This window comes from Paraburkholderia sp. J67, from assembly GCF_905220265.1.
In the GTDB taxonomy this organism is placed as follows: Bacteria; Pseudomonadota; Gammaproteobacteria; order Burkholderiales; family Burkholderiaceae; genus Paraburkholderia.
In genome coordinates this window covers 298,100-318,835 of the sequence record NZ_CAJMZK010000005.1, presented here as the reverse complement: position 1 = coordinate 318,835, position 20,736 = coordinate 298,100, and the positions used below count along the sequence as shown (strand labels likewise).

Annotated in this window: 19 protein-coding genes; 12 read left to right on the top strand and 7 right to left on the bottom strand. The window is 60.4% G+C overall.

The genetic code is table 11. From position 1 onward, the window contains the following. Window positions 1–103: 103 nt before the first annotated feature. The 7 genes from U5782_RS12975 (at window position 104) to U5782_RS12945 (ending at window position 9,536) form a co-directional block, all read left to right on the top strand. Complete coding sequence (locus U5782_RS12975) at window positions 104–3,295, top strand: response regulator (RefSeq protein WP_322044217.1); 3,192 nt, start codon at window positions 104–106, stop codon at window positions 3,293–3,295. Then, window positions 3,282–4,205 carry a diguanylate cyclase gene (locus U5782_RS12970; protein WP_322044216.1) on the top strand — a complete coding sequence of 308 codons (924 nt, stop codon included), beginning with the start codon at window positions 3,282–3,284 and terminating at the stop codon, window positions 4,203–4,205. Before U5782_RS12975 ends, U5782_RS12970 begins: the two co-directional genes overlap by 14 nt. 367 nt (window positions 4,206–4,572) lie before the next feature. Continuing rightward, on the top strand, window positions 4,573–4,941 hold the full coding sequence (locus tag U5782_RS12965) for a DUF3331 domain-containing protein (RefSeq protein WP_322044215.1): 369 nt from the start codon (window positions 4,573–4,575) through the stop codon (window positions 4,939–4,941). 190 nt (window positions 4,942–5,131) lie between these two features. After that, window positions 5,132–5,800, top strand: a complete 669-nt coding sequence (locus U5782_RS12960; protein ID WP_322044214.1) for a response regulator transcription factor — start codon at window positions 5,132–5,134, stop codon at window positions 5,798–5,800. A 217-nt stretch (window positions 5,801–6,017) separates the two neighbouring features. Then, complete coding sequence (locus U5782_RS12955; RefSeq protein WP_322044213.1) at window positions 6,018–8,264, top strand: PAS domain-containing protein; 2,247 nt, start codon at window positions 6,018–6,020, stop codon at window positions 8,262–8,264. A 142-nt stretch (window positions 8,265–8,406) separates the two neighbouring features. After that, window positions 8,407–8,766, top strand: coding sequence for a response regulator transcription factor (locus U5782_RS12950; RefSeq protein WP_322044212.1), 360 nt, complete (start codon window positions 8,407–8,409; stop codon window positions 8,764–8,766). A gap of 302 nt (window positions 8,767–9,068) precedes the next feature. Further along, window positions 9,069–9,536, top strand: a complete 468-nt coding sequence (locus U5782_RS12945) for a cytochrome P460 family protein (protein WP_322044326.1) — start codon at window positions 9,069–9,071, stop codon at window positions 9,534–9,536. Window positions 9,537–9,590: 54 nt separating this feature from the next. Here the strand turns inward: U5782_RS12945 and U5782_RS12940 are convergent, their stop codons facing one another. Further along, window positions 9,591–10,799, bottom strand: a complete 1,209-nt coding sequence (locus U5782_RS12940; RefSeq protein WP_322044211.1) for a cytochrome P450 — start codon at window positions 10,797–10,799, stop codon at window positions 9,591–9,593. A gap of 118 nt (window positions 10,800–10,917) precedes the next feature. Continuing rightward, window positions 10,918–11,691, bottom strand: coding sequence for a response regulator (locus U5782_RS12935; protein ID WP_322044325.1), 774 nt, complete (start codon window positions 11,689–11,691; stop codon window positions 10,918–10,920). A gap of 305 nt (window positions 11,692–11,996) precedes the next feature. Here U5782_RS12935 and U5782_RS12930 point away from each other — a divergent pair, with 305 nt between their 5' ends. Next, a complete protein-coding gene (locus U5782_RS12930) occupies window positions 11,997–13,277 on the top strand; it encodes an epoxide hydrolase (protein ID WP_322044210.1) in 1,281 nt (426 codons plus the stop codon). Window positions 13,278–13,434: 157 nt separating this feature from the next. Continuing rightward, complete coding sequence (locus tag U5782_RS12925) at window positions 13,435–14,451, top strand: HAMP domain-containing sensor histidine kinase (RefSeq protein ID WP_322044209.1); 1,017 nt, start codon at window positions 13,435–13,437, stop codon at window positions 14,449–14,451. Between the two features lie 23 nt (window positions 14,452–14,474). On the opposite strand, the gene U5782_RS12920 is transcribed toward U5782_RS12925, so the two are convergent. The 3 genes from U5782_RS12920 to U5782_RS12910 form a co-directional block, all read right to left on the bottom strand. After that, on the bottom strand, window positions 14,475–14,924 hold the full coding sequence (locus tag U5782_RS12920) for a universal stress protein (protein WP_322044208.1): 450 nt from the start codon (window positions 14,922–14,924) through the stop codon (window positions 14,475–14,477). 98 nt (window positions 14,925–15,022) lie between these two features. Then, entirely contained in the window at window positions 15,023–15,910 is an 888-nt protein-coding gene (locus tag U5782_RS12915; protein WP_322044207.1) for an anti-sigma factor, read from the bottom strand. Beyond that, a complete protein-coding gene (locus tag U5782_RS12910) occupies window positions 15,907–16,458 on the bottom strand; it encodes an RNA polymerase sigma factor (RefSeq protein WP_322044324.1) in 552 nt (183 codons plus the stop codon). The genes U5782_RS12915 and U5782_RS12910 overlap by 4 nt, the downstream gene beginning before the upstream one ends. Window positions 16,459–16,776: 318 nt before the next feature. Here U5782_RS12910 and U5782_RS12905 point away from each other — a divergent pair, with 318 nt between their 5' ends. Then, window positions 16,777–18,027 (top strand): phthiocerol/phthiodiolone dimycocerosyl transferase family protein, encoded by a 1,251-nt coding sequence (locus U5782_RS12905; RefSeq protein WP_322044206.1) that lies wholly within the window; start codon window positions 16,777–16,779, stop codon window positions 18,025–18,027. A gap of 35 nt (window positions 18,028–18,062) precedes the next feature. Here U5782_RS12905 and U5782_RS12900 read toward each other — a convergent pair whose 3' ends face one another. Together U5782_RS12900 and U5782_RS12895 are read right to left on the bottom strand one after the other, a co-directional pair. Next, window positions 18,063–18,440, bottom strand: coding sequence for a BON domain-containing protein (locus tag U5782_RS12900; RefSeq protein ID WP_322044205.1), 378 nt, complete (start codon window positions 18,438–18,440; stop codon window positions 18,063–18,065). 167 nt (window positions 18,441–18,607) lie between these two features. Beyond that, a complete protein-coding gene (locus U5782_RS12895; RefSeq protein ID WP_322044204.1) occupies window positions 18,608–18,958 on the bottom strand; it encodes a response regulator transcription factor in 351 nt (116 codons plus the stop codon). Between the two features lie 351 nt (window positions 18,959–19,309). On the opposite strand from U5782_RS12895, the gene U5782_RS12890 reads away from it, so the two are divergent. After that, a complete protein-coding gene (locus U5782_RS12890; RefSeq protein ID WP_322044203.1) occupies window positions 19,310–20,053 on the top strand; it encodes a response regulator transcription factor in 744 nt (247 codons plus the stop codon). A 14-nt stretch (window positions 20,054–20,067) separates the two neighbouring features. Beyond that, window positions 20,068–20,724 carry a response regulator transcription factor gene (locus U5782_RS12885; RefSeq protein WP_415914312.1) on the top strand — a complete coding sequence of 219 codons (657 nt, stop codon included), beginning with the start codon at window positions 20,068–20,070 and terminating at the stop codon, window positions 20,722–20,724. The last annotated feature ends 12 nt before the right edge of the window (window positions 20,725–20,736 follow it).

Sequence of the window (20,736 nt, the reverse complement as noted above, 5' to 3'; positions counted from 1 at the left end):
GAAGTCAAGTGTTTTGTAGTGGCGATGCCCCAATGTGGGGTGTGCATCGGGGCATTTGCTGAAGTACATTGTCGTTAAGAATTCAACGAAAAGAATCGAACCGATGATGCAATACGCATTGGCAGTCATCCTCACTTTGACGGGGCTTCTCGGGGCGGCGGCGCACGCAGCGCGGCGCGTTGCACGGGCCACACGTGTATTGGCGGATAGCGAGAGGCGCTACCGTAATCTGATCGATCACATGCAGGATGGGCTGGTTCGCTTTGACCAGGACGGCGTCATCACACTTGCGAACGCGTCCGCCGCACGCCTTTTTGGCTTCGCGCATGAGCGCGATATGCCGGGCAGGCATGTGGAATCACTCTGGATGCCCACCGCCGGATGGAGCGAACTGGACGATCGCCTACGCGCAGCAAGCGCGCTTCAGCATGTATCGATTACCGGACGCCACCGGGACGGAACTGCGCTCGTGCTCGAAGCCACAATATGTCCGTTTCACGCGGCGAACGAAGCCTGGCTCGGCGCCGAAGCGGTATTGCGTGACGTAAGTGAATCGAGGCGGCTCGCTGCCGCGATTGCAGAGGCTGAAACTCGTGTGCAGGCAGCACACGAGGCGACAGTGAGTGTCAGGGCCGAACTCGAGCAGGCGCTGCTGGAGCAGAAAGCGGTACTGGAGCACACACCGGTCGGCATCTGCTTTGTGAAGGATCGGACAATCGTCCGCTGTAACAGCGGTTTCGAGAAACTTTTCGGCTACGACAAGGGTGAGCCGGTCGGCAAGTCCACACGCATCCTCTACGGCAGCGATCAAGAGTGGGAGGCGGCGGGAGCCGATTACAAAGTCATCGCTGACAACGTCTATGTTGGCGACGCGCATTTTGTGCGCAAGGACGGTACCCAGATCTGGTGTGCGGATCACGGTGCCGCGCTCGACCCGCAGGACTTGAGCAAAGGCTCGGTGTGGACGGCACTCGACGTGACCGGGCGAAAGCGCGCCGAGGAAGCGGTGCGCATGGCGAAAGACGAAGCCGAGCAGGCGTCACGGATGAAATCCGAGTTCCTCGCCAACATGAGCCACGAAATCCGTACGCCGATGAACGGCGTAATCGGTATGAGCAGGCTCGCGTTGAAGACCGATCTCAATCCGAAGCAGCGCAATTACGTCGAAAAAATTGCAGCCTCTGCCGAGAGCTTGCTCCGTATCATCAACGACATCCTCGACTTCTCGAAGATCGAGGCCGGCAAGGTCGTTCTCGAAAAGGTGCCATTCCGACTGGACGACATCCTTGACAACCTGTCCAGCCTGGTTGTCCTGAATACCGAGGCGACTGGCGTGGAGGTCGTGTTCAGGGTGGGCGACAACATTCCGCCCATTCTGCTGGGGGATCCGCTGCGGCTCAGTCAGGTGTTGGTCAATCTGGGCGTGAACGCTGCGAAGTTCACCCGGCAAGGCGAAATCGTGGTCAGCGTCACGTTGCTTGAGGCGAGCGGAACCAACGCGATTTTGCAGTTCTCGATCGCCGACACTGGCATCGGGATGACCGAATCGCAACTCGCGATGCTGTTCCAGTCTTTCTCGCAGGCCGACGGTTCAATCACGCGCCAATACGGCGGAACGGGTCTCGGACTGGCAATCAGCAAACAACTGGTCGAAATGATGGGCGGGGCGATCGATGTGCAGAGCACATCGGGCGTTGGGAGTCGCTTCACCTTCACTACGCAGTTTGAGATCAGCAGCGAAGACAGCGCTCGCGACCGGAGCGCGATCCTGTCGTTGCGTGATCAACGGGTTTTGGTGGTCGATGACAATGCTGTTGCGTGCGAGGTGCTCGCAGAGATGGTCGCCTCGTTCGGCGCGAAGGTGACCACCGCCTCGTCCGGCATTGCCGCGCTCGACGCTCTCGTTGCCGCATCCAGTGCCGGAAGGCCGATCGACCTGGTGCTGATGGACTGGCGCATGCCTGGCTGGGATGGTGTGGTCACGACCCGATGCATTCGAGGCGATGCGCGTATTTCCTCGACCCCGGCGATCCTGATGGTTACCGCCTACTCGCGCGACGACGTGGTCGCGGAGTCGGAGGGCCTTCACATTGATGGCTTCCTTTCCAAGCCGGTCAGTCCTTCGGATCTGCATGACACGCTGTTGAATGCGTTGTACCCGGCGCTGCGCAACGACAGGGCAGCCGATATACACGAAACGCAGCAGCCCGATGGCGCGAGTCGTCTCGCAAGACTGGCGGGTGCGAGAGTGCTGCTGGTTGAAGACAACGCGATTAATCGGGAGGTGGCGCTGGAGTTCCTTGCGCAGGCGCCAATCGAAGTCGATGTTGCCTGCAACGGCAGTGAAGCGCTCGAGCGCATACTCGGTGCTCACTACGATCTGGTGCTCATGGATATACAGATGCCAGTCATGGACGGTTTGAGCGCCACACGAAAGATCCGCGCGATGGCGGGTTTCGATTCGTTGCCGATCATTGCCATGACGGCTCATGCGATGGCGGGAGATCGGGACGCGAGCCGCGCGGCGGGGATGAATGACCACATTACGAAGCCGATCGATTCTGCCGGGTTGATGCATGTGTTGCTTAGCTGGATCGGACCGCTCACCCCGAAGCGCACGGTAACCATCCCGGATACTGGCCACCCGGCGCATTCTGCTGAACATCGCCCGCGAGTGCAGTTACCACGGCTCGCGGGCGTCGACTGGCAACTCGCGTTACAGCGTACCAATCGCAACCCAGCGTTGCTGTACAAGCTTGTGCAAAATTTCCGTGCGGATTATGCCCAGTCTGCGCAGGCGCTTCTGGATGCCGCACAGAACGGTGGCGATCTGAAAACGATCGAGCACATCGCACATGGGCTGAAATCATCCTCGGCGTATCTTGGCGCGGGAAACCTGTCATGGCTTGCACGCGAGGTCGAGAAGGCGGTGCGTCGCGGTGCAGGCGATGAGGCGCTGGCGCTGGTTCCCGATCTCGCCGGGACGCTGGCGGCCGTCGTTGAGGGCCTCGGGCAACTGGATATCCCGGCAGCTCCATCCGGCGACATGCCGGATCCCGCCAGGCTCGCGTCGCTCATGAACAGGCTGGCCGCTCTGCTGCGGGCGGATGACGCCCGTTCGGAGGAAGCCCTGGCCGACTTGCAGGCGGCTATGGGAACGACGTTTCCAGGCAGTGAGTTTGCGTCACTCAGGAGTGCAGTGGCCGACATCGAATATGGAGCGGCTCTGAAGCAACTCGAAGCGCTGGCTGTATCGGCGGGAATCCAACTGGGAGTATCGCTTGACCAAGAGTGACACGCAAAAGATTCTGGTGGTGGATGATGCGGCCATCAACCGTCAAGTCCTGGCTGAACTGTTAAAGGCCGACCACACGGTCATCCTCGCAAAGAACGGCGAACAGGCGCTGGCACTCGCGGCCCAGCACCAGCCCGACCTGATGCTGCTGGATGTCGTGATGCCCGAGATCAATGGCTACGACGTCCTGCGCCAATTGAAGTCCGACCCGCGAACCGCGGCGATCGCAGTGATCTTCATCACCGGACTGGATACGCCGGAGGACGAGGAGCATGGGCTGATGCTGGGTGCCTCCGACTACATTACGAAGCCGTTCAATCTCGCCGTAGTGCGCGCCCGGGTGCGGTGCCATCTGCAACTCGCGAGGCAGCGCCGCATGCTGGAAACGCTGGCTAACATCGACGGACTCACCGAGATCGCCAACCGTCGTCACTTCGACGACCGTTACGCGACCGAATGGGCCCGTGCAGTGCGTGATGGTCACTCATTGTCGGTGGCGATTCTCGATATTGACTTCTTCAAGGACTACAACGACCGGGCGGGACACGCGATGGGTGACAGGGTCCTGCAAGCCGTTGCGTCGGTATTGGCTGGCGGACTGCAACGCTCGACGGACCTCGTGGCCCGCTACGGTGGCGAGGAGTTTGTCTTGCTGATGCCGGGCACGGATGCGAAAGGCGCCGTGCAGTTAACCAATCATCTGCGCGAGGCGGTGAACAAGCTAGCCATGCCACATTCCGACGCGGCGGATACGGCTCACGTGGCTGTCAGTATCGGCGGCGCTACGCTGCAACCGGATTCAGGCGAACCCGCGGCCGACCTTCTGAAGGCGGCTGACGATCATCTGTACCGTGCAAAGAGAGAGGGGCGCAACCAGGTGGTCTGGCGCGCAAACAGTGTGACCGTGTAGGGCTCGTTTGCCCCGTCCACATGGCTCTTTGCGAGTGAGCAAGGCATCGGCAGGGAATCGGCGCGCACCCTGCAACGACTAGAACCAGAAACCTTTCGCGGTCAATTCATACTCAGGTATGAACTGATTGTCCAAAAGCATCTGAGACGCTACGCGGTCGTGGAATACCGGATCCCGATAATGTCGTTTAAGCTGCGCTTCAATTGAAATAATATTCGCCGCTTGAAAGACTGAGTCGATCCGTAAAGCGCGGTAAGCGTAAACATCTCGTTGGCCACGATCAGGGGAGTGAGCTGTGGTGAGGTCGAATTCGCAAAGGTCGTTGTATGCGGGCGCACCGGGCCGGTGTGAAAACCCGTGGGCACACATGGTACGCGGTCTGCTTTCGTCGCCATCCTCCCGGACGAGCGCCCCCGTTCGCCCTCAACGCAATGCGTGCATCCGGGACGATGACGCATTCCGGCGCTGCACGGTCAAAGTGGAGGAGCGCTTGCCCAACGCCGCCTTCGCGTTGTCGTGGACCGACCCAACGCGCTGTAGCTACCGCGAGCAGGTTTGGAAACGTGCGACCGCAAGGCGAGCCGGCGTTTGCGTGCTATCCGGTCAGGCCATTAAACGGGGCGATGCGGTATTTCGCCCTCAGGCTCACCGGTTCAAAATTCCTCTAAACTCCGGCGCAATGATTCTTGCCGTTTCGCTTGAAATGTGGGGCGGCAGCCAGGCCGATCCCGAATAGTGAAATAACGCGTCGTCAATCCATCCGGAAACATTGCCTGAAATTCATTATTTGGGATTTCAGACATTCGATGTTACTGTCGATCCGATCCACGCGACAAGCCGCGTGGAGTCGCCTATGCTTCAGCAAGGGAGTGGTATCCTTAATGGCTTGAATTCGCACAACATTATCAGCGTAGAAAAAATTGTAGATGATCAACACCGAGACAGCCCAGTCAACTCATTGCGACACGCATAGCATCGCGGGAATCGTCTATGTCGTGGACGATGACGAGTCGGTGCGCAGTGCCCTGGTGAGTCTGCTGCACTCGATTGACCTGGAAGCCGAGGCATTCCATTCGGCCGAGGATTTTCTCGCGGCGCCCAAAGGCCAGGGCCCTGCGTGTGTCGTGCTGGACGTGCGCCTGCGTGGTCAAAGCGGCCTGGCGCTGCAAAAATCGCTATTGACGATGGACCGTGTACCCATGCCCGTGATTTTCATGACGGGTTATGGTGACATTGCGATGACAGTCGAGGCAATGAAGGCGGGCGCCATCGATTTCCTCACCAAGCCGTTTCGCGACCAGGACATGATCGATGCGGTTGTCGCCGCTTTGCGGCGCGATGCAAAGCGCCTTGAGGTGAGTAGTTCGCTCGTCGAGACGCGCGAGCGATGGAACGCGCTGACGCCTCGCGAGCGCGAAGTCCTGTCCAACGTGGCGGCGGGGCTGATGAACAAGCAGATCGCTGCAAGAATGTGCATTGCCGAAGTCACCGTCAAGATCCACCGCGGACAGGCCATGCGCAAAATGAACGTGCGAACCGTCGCCGATCTGGTGCGAAACGTCGTCGCGCTCGGCATCGACTCCCCTGCGCGTTAGCGCCGCGCCGTCAATCCTCCGCCTTGATCCCGCACCGGCTGTTTCAAATCGGTGCGCGTGCAACCAGATGTCGTGGATTCATGAAACGCCCGTACTATTGTGACGGGCGTTCCTGCATGGGATAATTCCCTCATTTCCCTGGTTCAATCGATTGATCCACCTGAACGCAGGTCCTGGTGAATAACTTCGTCGCCTGCTCAAAAATATCAAAACAATGATGGGATTGGCAATTGATCTCGGCATCATGCTGGACGGGCTATTCACCATCGCCTGGACGGCCCATCCCGACGGTCGCGTCGATTTTGTGAACCGCAAGTGGTCCGAATACACGGGTCTCGATATCGAGGCGTCATCTGGCTGGCTATGGCGCGAGGCGGTTAGCGGCGAAGACCTGCCGCAAGTGCTCGAGCAGCACGACGCCATTCTGGCTTCCGGGCAAGCTGGAGAAATAGCGGCGCGTTTGCGGCGCTTCGATGGTCGGCAGCGCTGGTTCGCCATGCAATTCAGCCCGATCCGCGATCCTGAAGGTCAGATCGTGCGCTGGTGCGTCATGTGCAACGACATCGACGATTTACGGCAGGCGCAGGAGGCACTGAAACGCCGCGAGATCGACCTGCAATTGATCGTCGAAAGCATTCCTGTGCGCGTCACCGTCACGTCGCCAGCGGGCGAGGTCGAAGGCCAGAATCAGCTCACGCTGGACTATTTCGGCAAGTCGTTCGAGGAGCTCAAAGCGTGGCGAGGCGACGAAGTCGTGCATCCGGAGGATCTGGAAGCCGCGGTTGGGTCGCTGGAAGCGTCGCTTGCCAGCGGTACTTCGTACAACGTGGAAAGCCGTCATCGGCGTGCCGACGGCGTCTATCGCTGGACCAACGTGCGTGGATTTCCGCTGCGTGACCGCGACGGCAGCATTTTGCGCTGGTTCCTTCTTTCCATCGATATCGAAGACAGAAAGCGCGCGGAAATCACGCTCGCGGCAAGCGAGCGTCATCTCAACGAGACCATTAGCGCGCTGCCCGCACTGATCTGGTCGGCGCGTCCGGACGGGACCGGCGAATTCTATAATCGCTACTACCTCGAATATCTCGGGCGCACACTTGAACAGGTGCGCGATCTTGAATGGACCAAGGCGGTTCATCCGGATGATCTGCCGGGCCTGATAGCCGAGTGGACCGCCATCATGGCGAGCCGCATGCCGGGCGCCGCAGAGGCGCGCATGCAGCGCTACGACGGCCAATACCGATGGTTTCTGTTTCGCACGAGCCCCTTGCGGGACCAGCAGGGAAACGTCATCAAATGGTTTGGCGTGAATATCGATATCGACGACCGCAAGCGTGCAGAAGAAGAGTTGCGGCGCAGCGAAGCTTTTCTCGCCGAAGGTCAGGCGCTCGCCAGGATGGGCAACTTCTCCTGGCATGTCGATTCGAACGAGATCGCGTGGTCCGAGCAGCTTTATCACATATTCGGCATTGAGCCGGGCACAAGCATGACGCTGGAGCGCATCGTTGCCCGCTGCCATCCGGACGATTTGCGTTTCATTACGCAATTCATCGAGCAGGGACGACGCGGCGACGCCGATATCGAATGCCAGCACCGGATCGTGATGCCGGATCAGTCGATCAAACACCTTCACCTGATCGCGCATCGCGCAACCGACAAGCCCCACAGCTATGAATATATCGGCACGACGCTCGATATCAGCCAGCGACGCAGTTCGGAAGAGGCGCTCGACAAGGCGCGCTCGGAGCTTTTGCACGTTTCGAGGGTGATGAGCCTGGGCGCGTTGACGGCATCGATTGCGCACGAGGTCAATCAGCCGCTGGCGGGGATCGTGACCAATGCGAGCACGTGTCTGCGTCTGTTGGCAGCCACCCCGCCGAATATCGAAAGCGCACAGGAAACCGCCCGGCGCACGATCCGCGATGGCCACCGGGCCGCCGATGTGATTGCGCGGCTGCGCGCGCTGTTTAGCAAGCGCAGCGCGACGATCGAGGCCGTCGATCTGGGGCACACCGCCCGCGAAGTCATCGCCCTGATGCAGAACGATCTGGATCGGACCCGCGTCATCCTGCGCACGGACTTCGCCGACGATGTGCCGCTTGCCGGCTGCGATCGTGTGCAGGTGCAGCAGGTCATCATGAACCTGCTACGCAATGCGGCGGATGCCATGAGCGACCTGCACGACCAGCCTCGGCTCATGTGGGTCAAGACCGAAGCCGACCAGGACGGCATGGTGCGTTTGACCGTGCGGGATTCGGGTATCGGCTTCGATCCCCAGGACGCGGAACGTATGTTCGACGCGTTTTACACCACCAAAGAGGACGGCATGGGCGTGGGTCTTGCGATCAGCCGCTCCATCATCGAAAGCCAACGCGGGCGTCTTTGGGCGGAATTGCCGATGGACGGCCACGGCGCGATCTTTGCATTTTCCCTTCCGGCCTGCACGCCCGGGCTTATGCCGTAACACACGGCCCCCGGGTGTACACATACTTCCGTATGGTGGACGCGCCCGGTGGAATCAGGCATCGTAGGGCGTTTGATCCAGGGTCACACGGCGCGCATGCGTATTCGCGCCACCTGTCTCAGGCAGTCTCCGCGGGGCAAAGATGCTGGTAACGTTGGTTGATGATGACGAGGCAGTGCGGGAGTCGCTTCCCGACCTGGTTAGTGTGTTCGGATATGCGGTGAACGTGTTCCTTTGCGCGGAGGCGTTCCTTGCGTCTGCAACGGTCGATCAAACCGATTGTCTGATTCTCGACCTCAACATGCCAGGCATGGGGGGCCTAGGGCTGTTTCGCGAGTTGAAGCGGCTTGAGAAAAACTTGCCGATTATCTTCATCACCGCCCACCAGGACGAAGCGTTGCGCGAGCGCCTGCTCGAGCAGGGGGCAATCGACTGTCTGTTCAAGCCTTTCAGTGATACCGCACTTCTCGCGGCGCTCAAGGTTGCGCTGGGCGAAGACTGAAGGTCATTGCTCTGTTGAGCATTCCGGTATCCAGCGCCTATTCAGCGCCTATACCTGCGTATAGGGTGGTTACCCCATCGCCGTATGGCGCGCGGCGCGTACGCAATGTTACGCTGACGCCGTTTCTTATAGGCTTCGATTCAAAGTAAATTGGTGAATCGCGAGAATTATTATTCTGGATTACGAATTATAGGCCTCCAATGCGTTTGCCGACGCCATGCTCCAATTCAGCACCTTTAAACCGGAGACGAAGACGGATGATGTTCCATCGCTTTAGCGCCCGACTGCTTGCATCCACCGCGATGCTCGTGGCCGGCGCGAATCATATCGCGCTCGCCGCGGATGCCACGCCTGCCGCATCGCCCATTTACGGCGTGACGATTCCCCAGGGCTACCGTGAATGGCAGATGATCACGCCAGCGGCAGAAGCCGCGCCGCTTGACGAACTGCGCGTGGTGTTGGGCAATCCGCTTGCGATCAAGGCGATCAAAAGCGCTACGCAGCCGTTCCCGGACGGCACCATCCTGGTCAAGCTGGCCTACAAGAAGAAGCAGTCGGACGACTTCGCGCCTGCAACGGTGCCAGGCGCACCCACCACGGTTCAGATCATGGTGAAGGACTCGCGCAAGTATGCATCGACCGGCGGTTGGGGTTTCGGGCGCTTTATCAACGGCGTGCCCGCCGATCTGGCACAGCATCAAACATGTTTTGCGTGTCACGCCGCGCGCGTCAAGGATCGCGATTACGTTTTCTCGCGATACGCGCCTTAAGGCGGAAATCCGCGCATCAGTCCGATAGCGCGGAAATGCCCTGAAGCCGGCGTTTCAATGTGCGCCGGTTCGCACGGGCAGACTCGTCACACCGCGCAGATTGTTACGGCGATGCCAAACCAGCGAGTCAAGATCGACTGGGCGAATCCTGGGGAAGCGGGCCAGCAGGCTCCTGATAGCGATCTCCATTTCAAGCCTGGCGAGCCGTGCGCCGAGGCAATGATGAATACCGGCTCCAAACGCCAGCGATGGCGCACTCGTCTCCCGCGTGATGTCCAGCGTATCGGGTTGGGTGAAGATGGCCGGATCGCGATTCGCCGCGCCGATCAGCATGAAGACGACCGAACCGCGCGCGAGCGTCACATCCGCCACCGACAAATCTTCGAACGCGGTACGCACCAGCATTTGCACCGCGCCGTCATAGCGCATGCACTCGGCGATCGCGCGCGGCAATTGCGTCGGATCTTGCTGTAACGCCTCCATTTGCTGCGGATGGCGAAAGAGCGCGATCATCGCATTGCCAATCATATTCGACGTTGTTTCGTGGCCGGCAATGAACAGCAGGACCGCATTCGATACGACCTCTTCGTCAGTCAATCGCGAGCCTTCGTCTTCCACGCCCAGCATCGCGGAAATCAGATCGTCGCCCGGCTGTGCGCGACGCTGCTCGACCATGTCCTGAAAGTAGCGTTCGAGCGTGAGTGCCGCTTCGTCGGCGGCATGCAGGGCGTTTGCATCGAGCGGCGCAAGATCGAATGCCGCGACGAGCTGGCTGGCCGCCGTGCCCAATACCGTGGCTTGCGCAACAGGGATGTCGAGCAGGCGGCAGATGATTTGAACGGGCAGCGGGTGGGCATAGTCGATCACCAGATCGAATTCGGCGCTCGCGCCTGCGCGTTCAAGCAGTTCGTGACTTGTCGACTCGACAATCGCAGTCAGTTTTTCGATCGCCCGCGCATTGAATGTCTTCATCAAAAGCGCGCGTAAGCGTGTGTGCGAAGGGGGATTCATCATCAGCAGCGTGCGGTTCAACGACTGGAATACGGGCTGCGCCGTCGCCTGCTCGCCATAGCGCGCGGTCACGCTCTGTAGATAGGTCTTACCCATGCGCGAATCGCGCAGCAGCGCATCGACGACCGAGAAACGCCCGGTTACGAAGGCATTGGGGGCTACGGGCAATAGCGGTCCTGCATCGCGAATCTTTTGATACAGAGGATAGGGATCGGCGAAGAAGGCGGGCGACGAGAAGTCGGAGAATTGCATGATGACGATGGGGTATCAGACGTGGAGTGAAAGAAGTGAAACACGCGAGATCATAGGTTTATTCCTCGAACTTCAGGGCAACCAGAAAAAAGGCCGCTGGCGGCAAAATGCCTGGCCGTCAATTGACGCCGGGGGCGTCTGGCGCACCAGCATCATGCACGTCGTGGTGGACCGTGACGGCAATCGACAGCACATAGCCTTCGCTGCGCAGCGTCTTGATATAGCGTGCCGCGCGTGCCGTGTCGTTGAGCTTCTGCCTGAGTCGGCTCACCAGCAGATCGATCGAACGATCGAACGAATCGGCATTGCGACCCTGCGTGAGGTTCAGTAACTGGTCGCGCGTCAACACGCGTTGCGCGTGGTCGAGAAATACCCGCAACAGGCGATATTCGGCGGCGCTTAGCGTCACGACGGTGTCGTCGGATTCAAGCAGATGGCGCGCGGTGGTGTCAAGACGCCAGTCGCCGAAGCTGAGCACGCGCGCTTCGTCCGCAGGCTGAAGGGCAGGCGGCAGCATGCGCGTGCGGCGCAGCACCGCCCGTATGCGGGCGAGGAGTTCGCGCGCCTGGAAGGGCTTGGCCATATAGTCGTCCGCGCCCATTTCCAGCCCGATGATCCGGTCGGTGACGTCGCCGCGTCCCGTCAACATGAGAACGGGCACCGATCGATGGCGACTTTCGCGTAACGCACGGTAGAGCGTCAGGCCGTCTTCGCCTGGCAATATGAGGTCGAGCAGAATCAGGTCGGGCGTCCGCTGGCCCAGACGTTGGTGCATTTCCCGTCCATTGGACGCGCTCGAAACCTCCATGCCGTTTCGTTCGAGATAGGTGGTGATCAGTTCGCGTATGCCGCGGTCGTCGTCGACAACCAGGATGTAGTCGATTTTTTCCATGATGGTCATAAGCGGTGCCGCGGCGCATGGTGGCCGCTTGCAGCAGGCTAACCGGCTCGTGGAAATCGAGCTATTCCATGATCGATTGTGGCGGGCGATGACAAAGGATAGGCGCACTCATACTTTGGTATGGGTGCGAGGGGAATATAGGGTGAGCGCGTGCAAAAAATATAAATCAATCTGCGCGCAATGACCATACTCTTCGCGGCTTACGAAACATTACATTGGCGACACATACTAGATACATGGCCTGTTTTAAATGAGAGGCGACTTGTCACGCTCTCTCACCAAACAGGATGCTATCTATGCCCGAGAATACTTTTTCGCCGATGCGACGGACGCTTCTGGCTGCTTCGGCCGCGGCCGGTGCGCTCGCATTCTTTCCCAAGGCAATGTATGCCGCGACGGAAAACGCCAATATCCGCCCTTTCAAGGCGGATATTCCGGAATCGGCCTTGGTCGATTTGCGCCGGCGGCTCGCCAATACGCGCTGGCCCGCAAAGGAAACCGTGGCCGACGAATCACAGGGCGTTCGCCTTGCGCGCATGCAGCAGCTCGTCCAGTACTGGGGCACCGAATATGACTGGCGCAAGGGGGAAGCCAAACTCAATGGCTTTCCCATGTTCGTGACGGAAATCGACGGGCTGGACATTCAGTTCATCCATGTGCGGTCGCGTCATGAGAAAGCGTTGCCGATGATCATGACGCACGGCTGGCCTGGCTCGATCTTCGAACTGATCAAGGTCATCCGGCCTTTGACCGATCCCACGGCCTTCGGCGGTAGCGCCGACGACGCTTTCCATGTGGTCGTGCCGTCCTTGCCGGGCTTTGGCTTTTCGGGCAAGCCGACGACGCCGGGCTGGGGTTCCGATCACATCGCGCGCGCATGGGGCCAATTGATGTCGCGGCTCGGCTACGAGCGCTTCGTTTCTCAGGGCGGCGATTGCGGCTCGGTCGTTTCGCACCGTATGGCCATGCAGCATGTAAAAGGCTTGATCGGAATCCACGTCAATATGCCGGCGACCGTCCCTCCCGATATCGCGCGTTCGCTTGCGTTGGGCGAACCCGCTCCCGCAGGGCTTTCGCCGGACGAGAAGCACGCGTATGAAAAACTGAATGTTTTCTATCGCGACAACTGCGGTTATTCGGCGATGATGGTGACGCGACCCCAGACGGTGGGTTACGCGCTCGCCGATTCGCCCGTTGGTCAGGCGGCGTGGATGTACGACAAGATTTCGCAGTGGACGTATAGCGGCGGCATTCCCGAGCGTTCGTTGACGCGCGATGAAATCCTCGACGATATTTCGCTGTATTGGCTGACCAATAGTGCGACCTCGTCGGCCCAGATTTACTGGGAGGATCATTCGAATAATTTCAATGCGGTGGATATTTCGCTGCCGACTGCCATTACCGTGTTTCCGGGCGAAATTTATCAGGCACCCCGCAGTTGGGCCGAGCGCAGTTATCACAATCTGGTCTATTTCAACACGGTGGATAAAGGCGGCCATTTTGCGGCGTGGGAGGAACCGCAGCTTTTCGCGCAGGAGGTACGCGCGGGATTCCGGCCCATGCGAAAACTGGCTTAGTGCTTGTTTAGTGTTTGTTAGACGCGGTAGACCCACGTAGACCCGAACCTATACGTTCATATACTGGTGGGCACGTACAACGTGCCCTATTCTGACGCTGCCGGGCAGGGCGTCGCGTGCCCCTCCCGTACCAATCGAACAGTACAGGAGAACCGATATGAACGTGCACGCAATCGACGCCGCTCAACCGTACGATGCTCGCGTGGGCGCGTGTTCGCGTCTGTCCTTCGACGCATCGTCGCGGGCCTTGTGGGTCCTGCTCGCGCTTGCGTGTGTCTATGCCTCTTATGCGGCGCAGACCATCAGTGGGTCTGTGCTCGCGCGCGAGGCGCTGCCACTGATCTTGCCTGCCTTGCTGGCCACTGCGCTGGCCGCGCTCAAGGTTGTGGAATTGCATGCGCATCTTCGGCGCATGGTGGCGGCGCTCGCGCGCAACCTGGGCGACGAGGCGCAAGCCGTCCTGCCCGATTCGATTGGACCCGAGGCCATTGGCCGTCTCGCGCACGCGATCAACGCTTGCGCGCGCCATCGCGCCCGACGCCAGGCCGAATTGCTCCATGTGCTTGCTGCGTATGCTCACGATCTGCGCACGCCGCTTACACGAATGAACATGCGCAATGAACTCGTGGAAGACCCGGCGTTGCGCAATGCACTGGCCCGCGACCTTGCTGAAATGGCCGAACTGGTCGAGGGGAGTCTTTCGTGCGCGCGAATGCAATGCAGCGCCCAGGAGCCCCTGCGGGCTGTCGATGCGGATGGCCTGCTCGATGCGCTGATTGCCGATTATCGTGACGCGGGCTGCCTCGTCAAACTCGAGGGGCAGGTCGGGCGCACCGTGATGACGTGTCCGCATGCATTGCGCCGCGTGCTGGTGAATCTCATCGACAATGCGTTGCGCTATGGCGAGGATGTTTGCCTTGGCGTGAGCGTGGACGCCCAGCGACTCGTGCTGGCGGTGCTGGACGCCGGGCCTGGCATCGCTCCCGCGCGCCTCGAAACGGTATTCACCGCGTGGTATCGCGCGCCAGAAACGGCGAGCGCGGCGTCGGGCTGCGGACTGGGTCTTGCGATTGCGCAACGCCTCACCCAGATCATGGGCGGCGAACTCGAACTCACCAATCGCGACACCGGCGGACTGGAAGCGCGCCTCACCTTGCCGTTGCTGGCCGCGTGAGCCTGGCGCGGACAAACGCAAAACTAGTCCGATGCGAGGGTGACGGTCACGATCGTCGAGCCGCGCAGGCGCTCGGCCAGATCAACGTGTGCGGGGCGCTCGCTCCACCACGCTGGGCGTTTTGCGCGCGCCCGGTGGCCAAGCACGATCAGGTCGGGATTGAATGATTGCGCATGACGTGTGACGACTTCGGCGATGCGGCCGAATTTGACATACCCATTGGCCGCGATGCCGATGTCCGCCAACTGGCTGACTGCATCGTTTAGCGCATTGCGCGCATGTTCCTCGATATGCGTGAAGGCGACATCGGAAAGCAGGCCGCCACACTGCGCGTTGGCGCTTTCCGTATCGACGATGGCGACGACATCGACGGGGGCGGACAACGCGAGCGAAAGCTGCGAGCAGCGCTCCAGCGCCGCGCGGGCCTCGCGGGTGCCGTCATAAACGAGAAGCATGCGGGAAAAGGCAGACATGGTGTATCGATAGCGTTACGGCGCCGTCTCGGGCGCCTGGATGAAGGATGCGCTATCAGAACAACTGGTCAGGCCAATCTATTCCCTGCCTTCGTCGATCAACCGGATTGCGTCGAGGGTTCGGCGATCTGTTTGCCGATTTCAAGCAACTGCTTGTCGTCCAGTGCGCCGATCAATGCATAGCTGAGCGTGGCGCGACGCCATGTCAAAACGTTCATGCTTTCCACGCGCTGCTGAGTCATCGTCGTGTCCGGCATGTCATCCTTCATGACGCACAAGGCAACGGGCAAGCCCGCTTTCGGCAGATAGACGATCTGCACGAGCGGCTTGCCGTGAAAGCGCAGACGTTGAATGCGCTTGAACGTGAGCCCCGCGCGACGCAGGTCGGGTATATGGATCGATACGCGATCGTCGTCATGAATCTGTGCGACGACTTGCGAGGCGATGGCTGGCGTGGTCGCATCGAAAGCGACCGTATCGCGCGTGTACAACTGCTGATAAGTCACGGCCGCCGCTACCCAGGGTGAAACGCTCGCCGTCATGGCGTGTTGCGACCCGGAGCGTGCAATCGCTGTGTCGTGCGTCCGATCCGTTGCGAGGCGCAACACGAATGCGCAAGTCAGCGCTCCCGCCGTAAATGTCATGGCGAGACCCGGCAAGGCCAGTCGCGATGGAAAGCGAAAGCGCGCGATAAAACGCGAAAACCACTTAAATGGCGGGGCGGAATGAAGATCGCCGCCGATGGGTGGGGGCGTGGTCGAATACGCGCTGCCCAGACGAGTGAGTTCGAGCGCGAGCCGCTGCGGAACCGGCGGTAACTTCTGATGCCTGAAAGCGTGCTGATAATCGAGCGCCGACGCGGCATATAGCGCGACGCGCTGCGCGATTTCGGGCGATACGCTGATCGACTGCTCCACCTCGCTGCGTTCGCGTGGCGTGAGTTCGCCGTCGACATAAGCCATGAGCAGGATGTCATCCATCGTCATGCGCCAATTTCCTTGCGGTTCGCCGCGCTTTTCGCGCGTCCTGCTTCTTTGGGTTCGCTGAACCGGGCGCCGATGGCCTGGCGTGCCCGGGAAAGCCGGCTCATGATCGTGCCGACCGGAACGTCAAGCGCTTTGGCGGCTTCGCTGTAGCTCAATCCTTCCACCGCCACGAGCAGCATGACGACGCGCTGTGCCTCGGGCAATTGCTGAACGGCGCGGATGATCTGGCCATTCATTGCCTGTTCTTCCGGCGTATTCGCGGCCGGATCCGGCACCGTCTCCAGCAAGCCTTCGTCCCATTCCATGCCCGAACGATTACGCACGCCGCGCGCGCGAACTTCGTTGAGCCAGGTGGATTGTACGATGGAGAACATCCAGCTAAGCGGCGCTGTGCCGGGTTGAAGCTGGTGCGCACGCTCCAATGCCCGCACGCAGGCGCGCTGCACGAGATCTTCGGCATCGTGCTGATCGCCCGAAAGGCGCAGAGCGAATGCCCACAGACGCGGAAGCATGGACGGCAGCAGCGCGGACAGTTCGGCGGCCGTCATCGTCCTGATTGAGTTCATGTGTCGACGATAGGGTTGAGCGGCGAAATCGTCGCCTTGACCAGAACACCCGTTGGGTGAGGGAAATTCCATCCGCGTGGCGGACTCATCAATTAAAGCTGTGGAAGGTATCTGCGATATGTCTGGTCTGACGTTTATTGAAAACGTTTGTATCCAGGCGGGAAACCCGATACATGGCGACACAAATGTTTGCGCATCACGATCGACGCGCAGGATGGAATGCAGCGCGGGGCATGAGTGTTCTGGGTGATGTGGCGATGATGTTTGGCGCTTTCATCCTTTTATGGGCACACAATGCAGATGCGAAATCAACAAGCCGATACCCAATCGATCCGCAATCTCGGGGCGACGGAACAACTGTTCTGGCTGATCGATCGAAACCGTCCGATTCATTTCGCGCTCGTCGCGCAGATCGACCGGGTTTTCGCACCGCGAGCGTGGGACGCCGCATTGAGCGCGGTGCAGCAGCGCCATCCCTTGCTCCGCGCGCGTATCCTGGCCAACGCCGATGGCGCTGTCGCGTTCTATCACGATGCCGATGCACGGATTCCTCTGCGGCTGGTGGACGACGCGCAGGGGTCGCTGTGGCAGTCGGAGGTGCGCAGGGAAATGGCCACGCCCGTCGGCGGATCGTCCGCACCGCTTGTGCGCGCAACGGTCTTGCAGGGTGAGGGCATATCGACGATCGTCCTCACGGCGCATCACGCGCTGCTCGACGGCATGGGGGGCGCGTATGTGATGGAGGATCTGCTGCGCGCGCTATCGGGCAACGCGCTGGAACGCTTGCCCCTCGTTCAGCCGCTCGAGAACCTGCTAGGCGCGCAGATGAAGACGGCAACGGTATCCGGGGAGATGTCGCCTGCGCCCGAGCCCAAGGCATTCCGCGCAGCGCAGGGCGCGCGCGCGGAAGTCGCCACGCTGGCGCTCGGCGCGCAACTGACCCAGGCGGTGATCGAACGCTCGCGCAAGGAGCGAACGACGGTACACGGCGCCATCGCCGCGGCGGTACATGAAGCGGGGCGGCGTCTGTCGCAGGCCTGGTGCGCGCGGCCCATCCGCACGGTGACGCCAATCGATCTGCGCAAGACCGTTGACGGCGTGGGCAAAGCCAATGGTGTCTATATTGCGCAGACCATCACGATCGACGACCGCGAACGCGGCGCGCCGTTCTGGCATGCGGCGCGCGACGTCAAGGCGTTGATTGCGCCCGCGCAGACGGGCGAATCGGTTGCGCGAGAAACCAAAGCGCTCGACGCCTTCATGGCTTCGAATCCATCCGTCGACGATGCCGCCGGTTTCCTTTCGCACATGCTGGCATTCGACGTGCTGCTGTCGAATCTGGGCAGCGAGCCGATTGCTGCCTCGACTTATGAGGGTTTCGCGTTGAAGGCGCTGTGGGGGCCGTTCGTCAGTTCCGGCTTCGCGGACGATCAGGTGATCGGCGTGTGCACGCTTGGCGGCGTAATGCGGCTCGCCCATACGAGCTATGACGCCATGCCGGGATTGCTCGAAGAAGTGCGTGCGGTATTGAGCGAAGCGGTCGCCGCCTGAAGCGGCGCACGCCGACTACCATGACACTCGCAGGATCAGGGCGCTGCGTAAAGCGTCAGCTTCGTCTGGACCGACTGGACGCCCGCTACTTTCGACGCGGCATCCTGAGCGATCTGGTCCTGCGATTCGTCGAGAATCGTGCCCGCCAGAATGATCTTGCCGGTACGCTTGTTGGCGAACACGGCGATATCCGTGTCGTTCAGATCCTTGTTCTTGTAGAGGGCGTCGCGCACCTGCTTTGCCAGTGCATGGTTGGCGGCGCGGTCGGCACGCATCTCGGCGCGCAGTTGAGCCTTGGTCGGGGCGACGGTGTCGCCGGCCGTTGCGGTCGCGGGGGCGGCGCTCTGTGCGAGGGCGGCCGTCGAAAGCAGTACGGCGAGTGCGCCCGTCAGTACCTGATAGCGAAGCGTCATGAAATCACCTGTTGACTTGAGGGATGAACGAGAGGTTGTCAAAGCGGGTCTTGCCCGCCAGGAAGCATAGACCGCTGCGTGTGCTCTCTCCATCAGACCTTGGGTGGTTGGCCCTATACCAAAGTCAACGGTGCGCTATACGTGGGGATATTGATGCGGTGTGCTATCTACTGTGCGAGCGCGGCGGCAATCGTGACCTCGAGATCGCTGCCTCTGACCGGTTTGATCAGGAAGGCGCACGCGCCGTTCTCCAGTGCTTGACGCTGGAGTTCCGGCATGGGATAGGCGGTGATGAAGATCGTGGGGATGCGGATATCCGCGTCGATCATGTGCAGGAACATCTCGACGCCGGTCATGGCAGGCATCTGCACGTCCGAAATGATGCAGTGTGGCGGTACGCTAACGGTGTTCAGCGCGGCCAGCACATCCACGCCGGATGCGAATGTCACGACGTCGTAATCGAGTGAACGCAGAAAGCTGGAAAGGCTGCAACGTACCGAAGGGTCGTCGTCAACCACCCAGAATACCCGTGGCGTACACAATGATTTTCTCCCTTGGATTGCTGGGGCGCGCCACGATAAGGCGATTCACCGTGGCCGGCGGCGCTGACGCGGCGCGTGTACGCGGCTTCAGCTTACAGGAGTCGCGCGGCCGCTAGAACTATACGGAGGTATAGATAGGGTTTGCCGGTATCCCCAGGTAACATGCGGATAATATGCGGCGTAATTATCGGTAAGGTTGAAGGCGCCAGGCCCACGGCTCGTCGCGCAGCAAGAGCGGCTTGCAAAATGGTTGCAAATATCACGCCTGGCAGGTGCGGGGCATTCCATTGTACTGACGCATGAAATCAGATACCGGAGGAACGCGGCATGCACCCTGACGACCGCGATCGTGAATCAGGACGCCATGCGGCGAATCGCGGCGTAAAGGGATCAGGGTCGCCATACGGTTTCGAGGCAATGCGCGCGGTGAACCGGATCTGCGTGGAGCCTGGCGGATCAAAAGTCTTTGTCGTCGACGATGACGAAACGCTTCAGGAAGCGCTCAAGAGTTTGCTTGAATCGGCGGGATTTCTTGTCGAGACATATGCCACGACGGCGCAGTTTTGTGAGCGTGCGCGAGTCGATATTCCGAGTTGCCTGATACTCGATGTGCGCCTGAAGGGCGAGAGCGGGCTGGAGTTTCAGAAGTGGGCCGCAACCAGCGATATTGGCATGCCGATCATATTCATGAGCGGATACGCCGATATCGAAATGTCGGTGCGCGCCATGAAGGCGGGCGCCGTGAATTTTCTGGCCAAACCGTTTCGCGATCAGGACATGATCGAGTCGGTAAGCGAGGCATTGAGCCGCGATGCCGTGCGGCTCGCGAAATACCGGCAGGCGCACGAGCTAAGAGAGCAGTTCGCCATGCTGACGCCGCGTGAGCGCGATATCGCCCTGCTGGTTGCCGCCGGTTATATGAACAAGGCGGCGGCGAGCGAACTGGAACTCAGCGAAATGACCGTGAAGATTTACCGCGCGCGCGCCATGAAGAAACTCGCGGCGCGCACGACTGCGGAACTGGTGAGAAAGATCCGGACGTTGCAGATCGATAGCGAGGATCGCGCCTGATCATGGGAACGCTAATGGAGAAGAGCGCAATGCAGGTTGCACCGGTGATCGAAGGCGGCGTTGTCTACGTCATCGACGATGACGAATCGATTTGCGAGGGCCTGTCCAGCCTGTTGCGTTCGTGCGGCTTCATGGCTCGCACCTTTACGCGCATCGACGACTTTCTGCGGGCGCCCAAGGACGACATGCCGGGTTGTCTGCTGCTGGATGTGCGCTTGCGGGGCGAGAGCGGCCTGAGTTTCCAGCAGAGTGCGAGCCGCTATGAAGTCGACCTGCCGATCGTCTTCATGACGGCGCATGGCGACATTGAAATGTCGGTGCGGGCCATGAAGGCCGGCGCCATCGATTTTCTGACCAAGCCGGTTCGCGAGCAACGCGTGATCGACGCCGTTTCGACCGCGCTCGGACGTCACGCTGCGTGGCGCGAGCGCGCCCGGGCGGAGGCGTCGCTGCGTGCCCGCTACAACCTGTTGACGTCGCGCGAACGCGAAGTCGTCTCGTATGTAGTGGAGGGGCTGCTGAACAAGCAGATTGCCGGCGAATTGAAGCTCAGCGAAATCACGGTAAAGATCCATCGTAGTTCGGCCATGCGCAAGCTCGAAGCGCAATCCGTCGCCGACCTCGTGCGCAAAATGGAAGTCATCGCCGGCACGCAATACGCGCGCAATTAAACACGCTGGAAC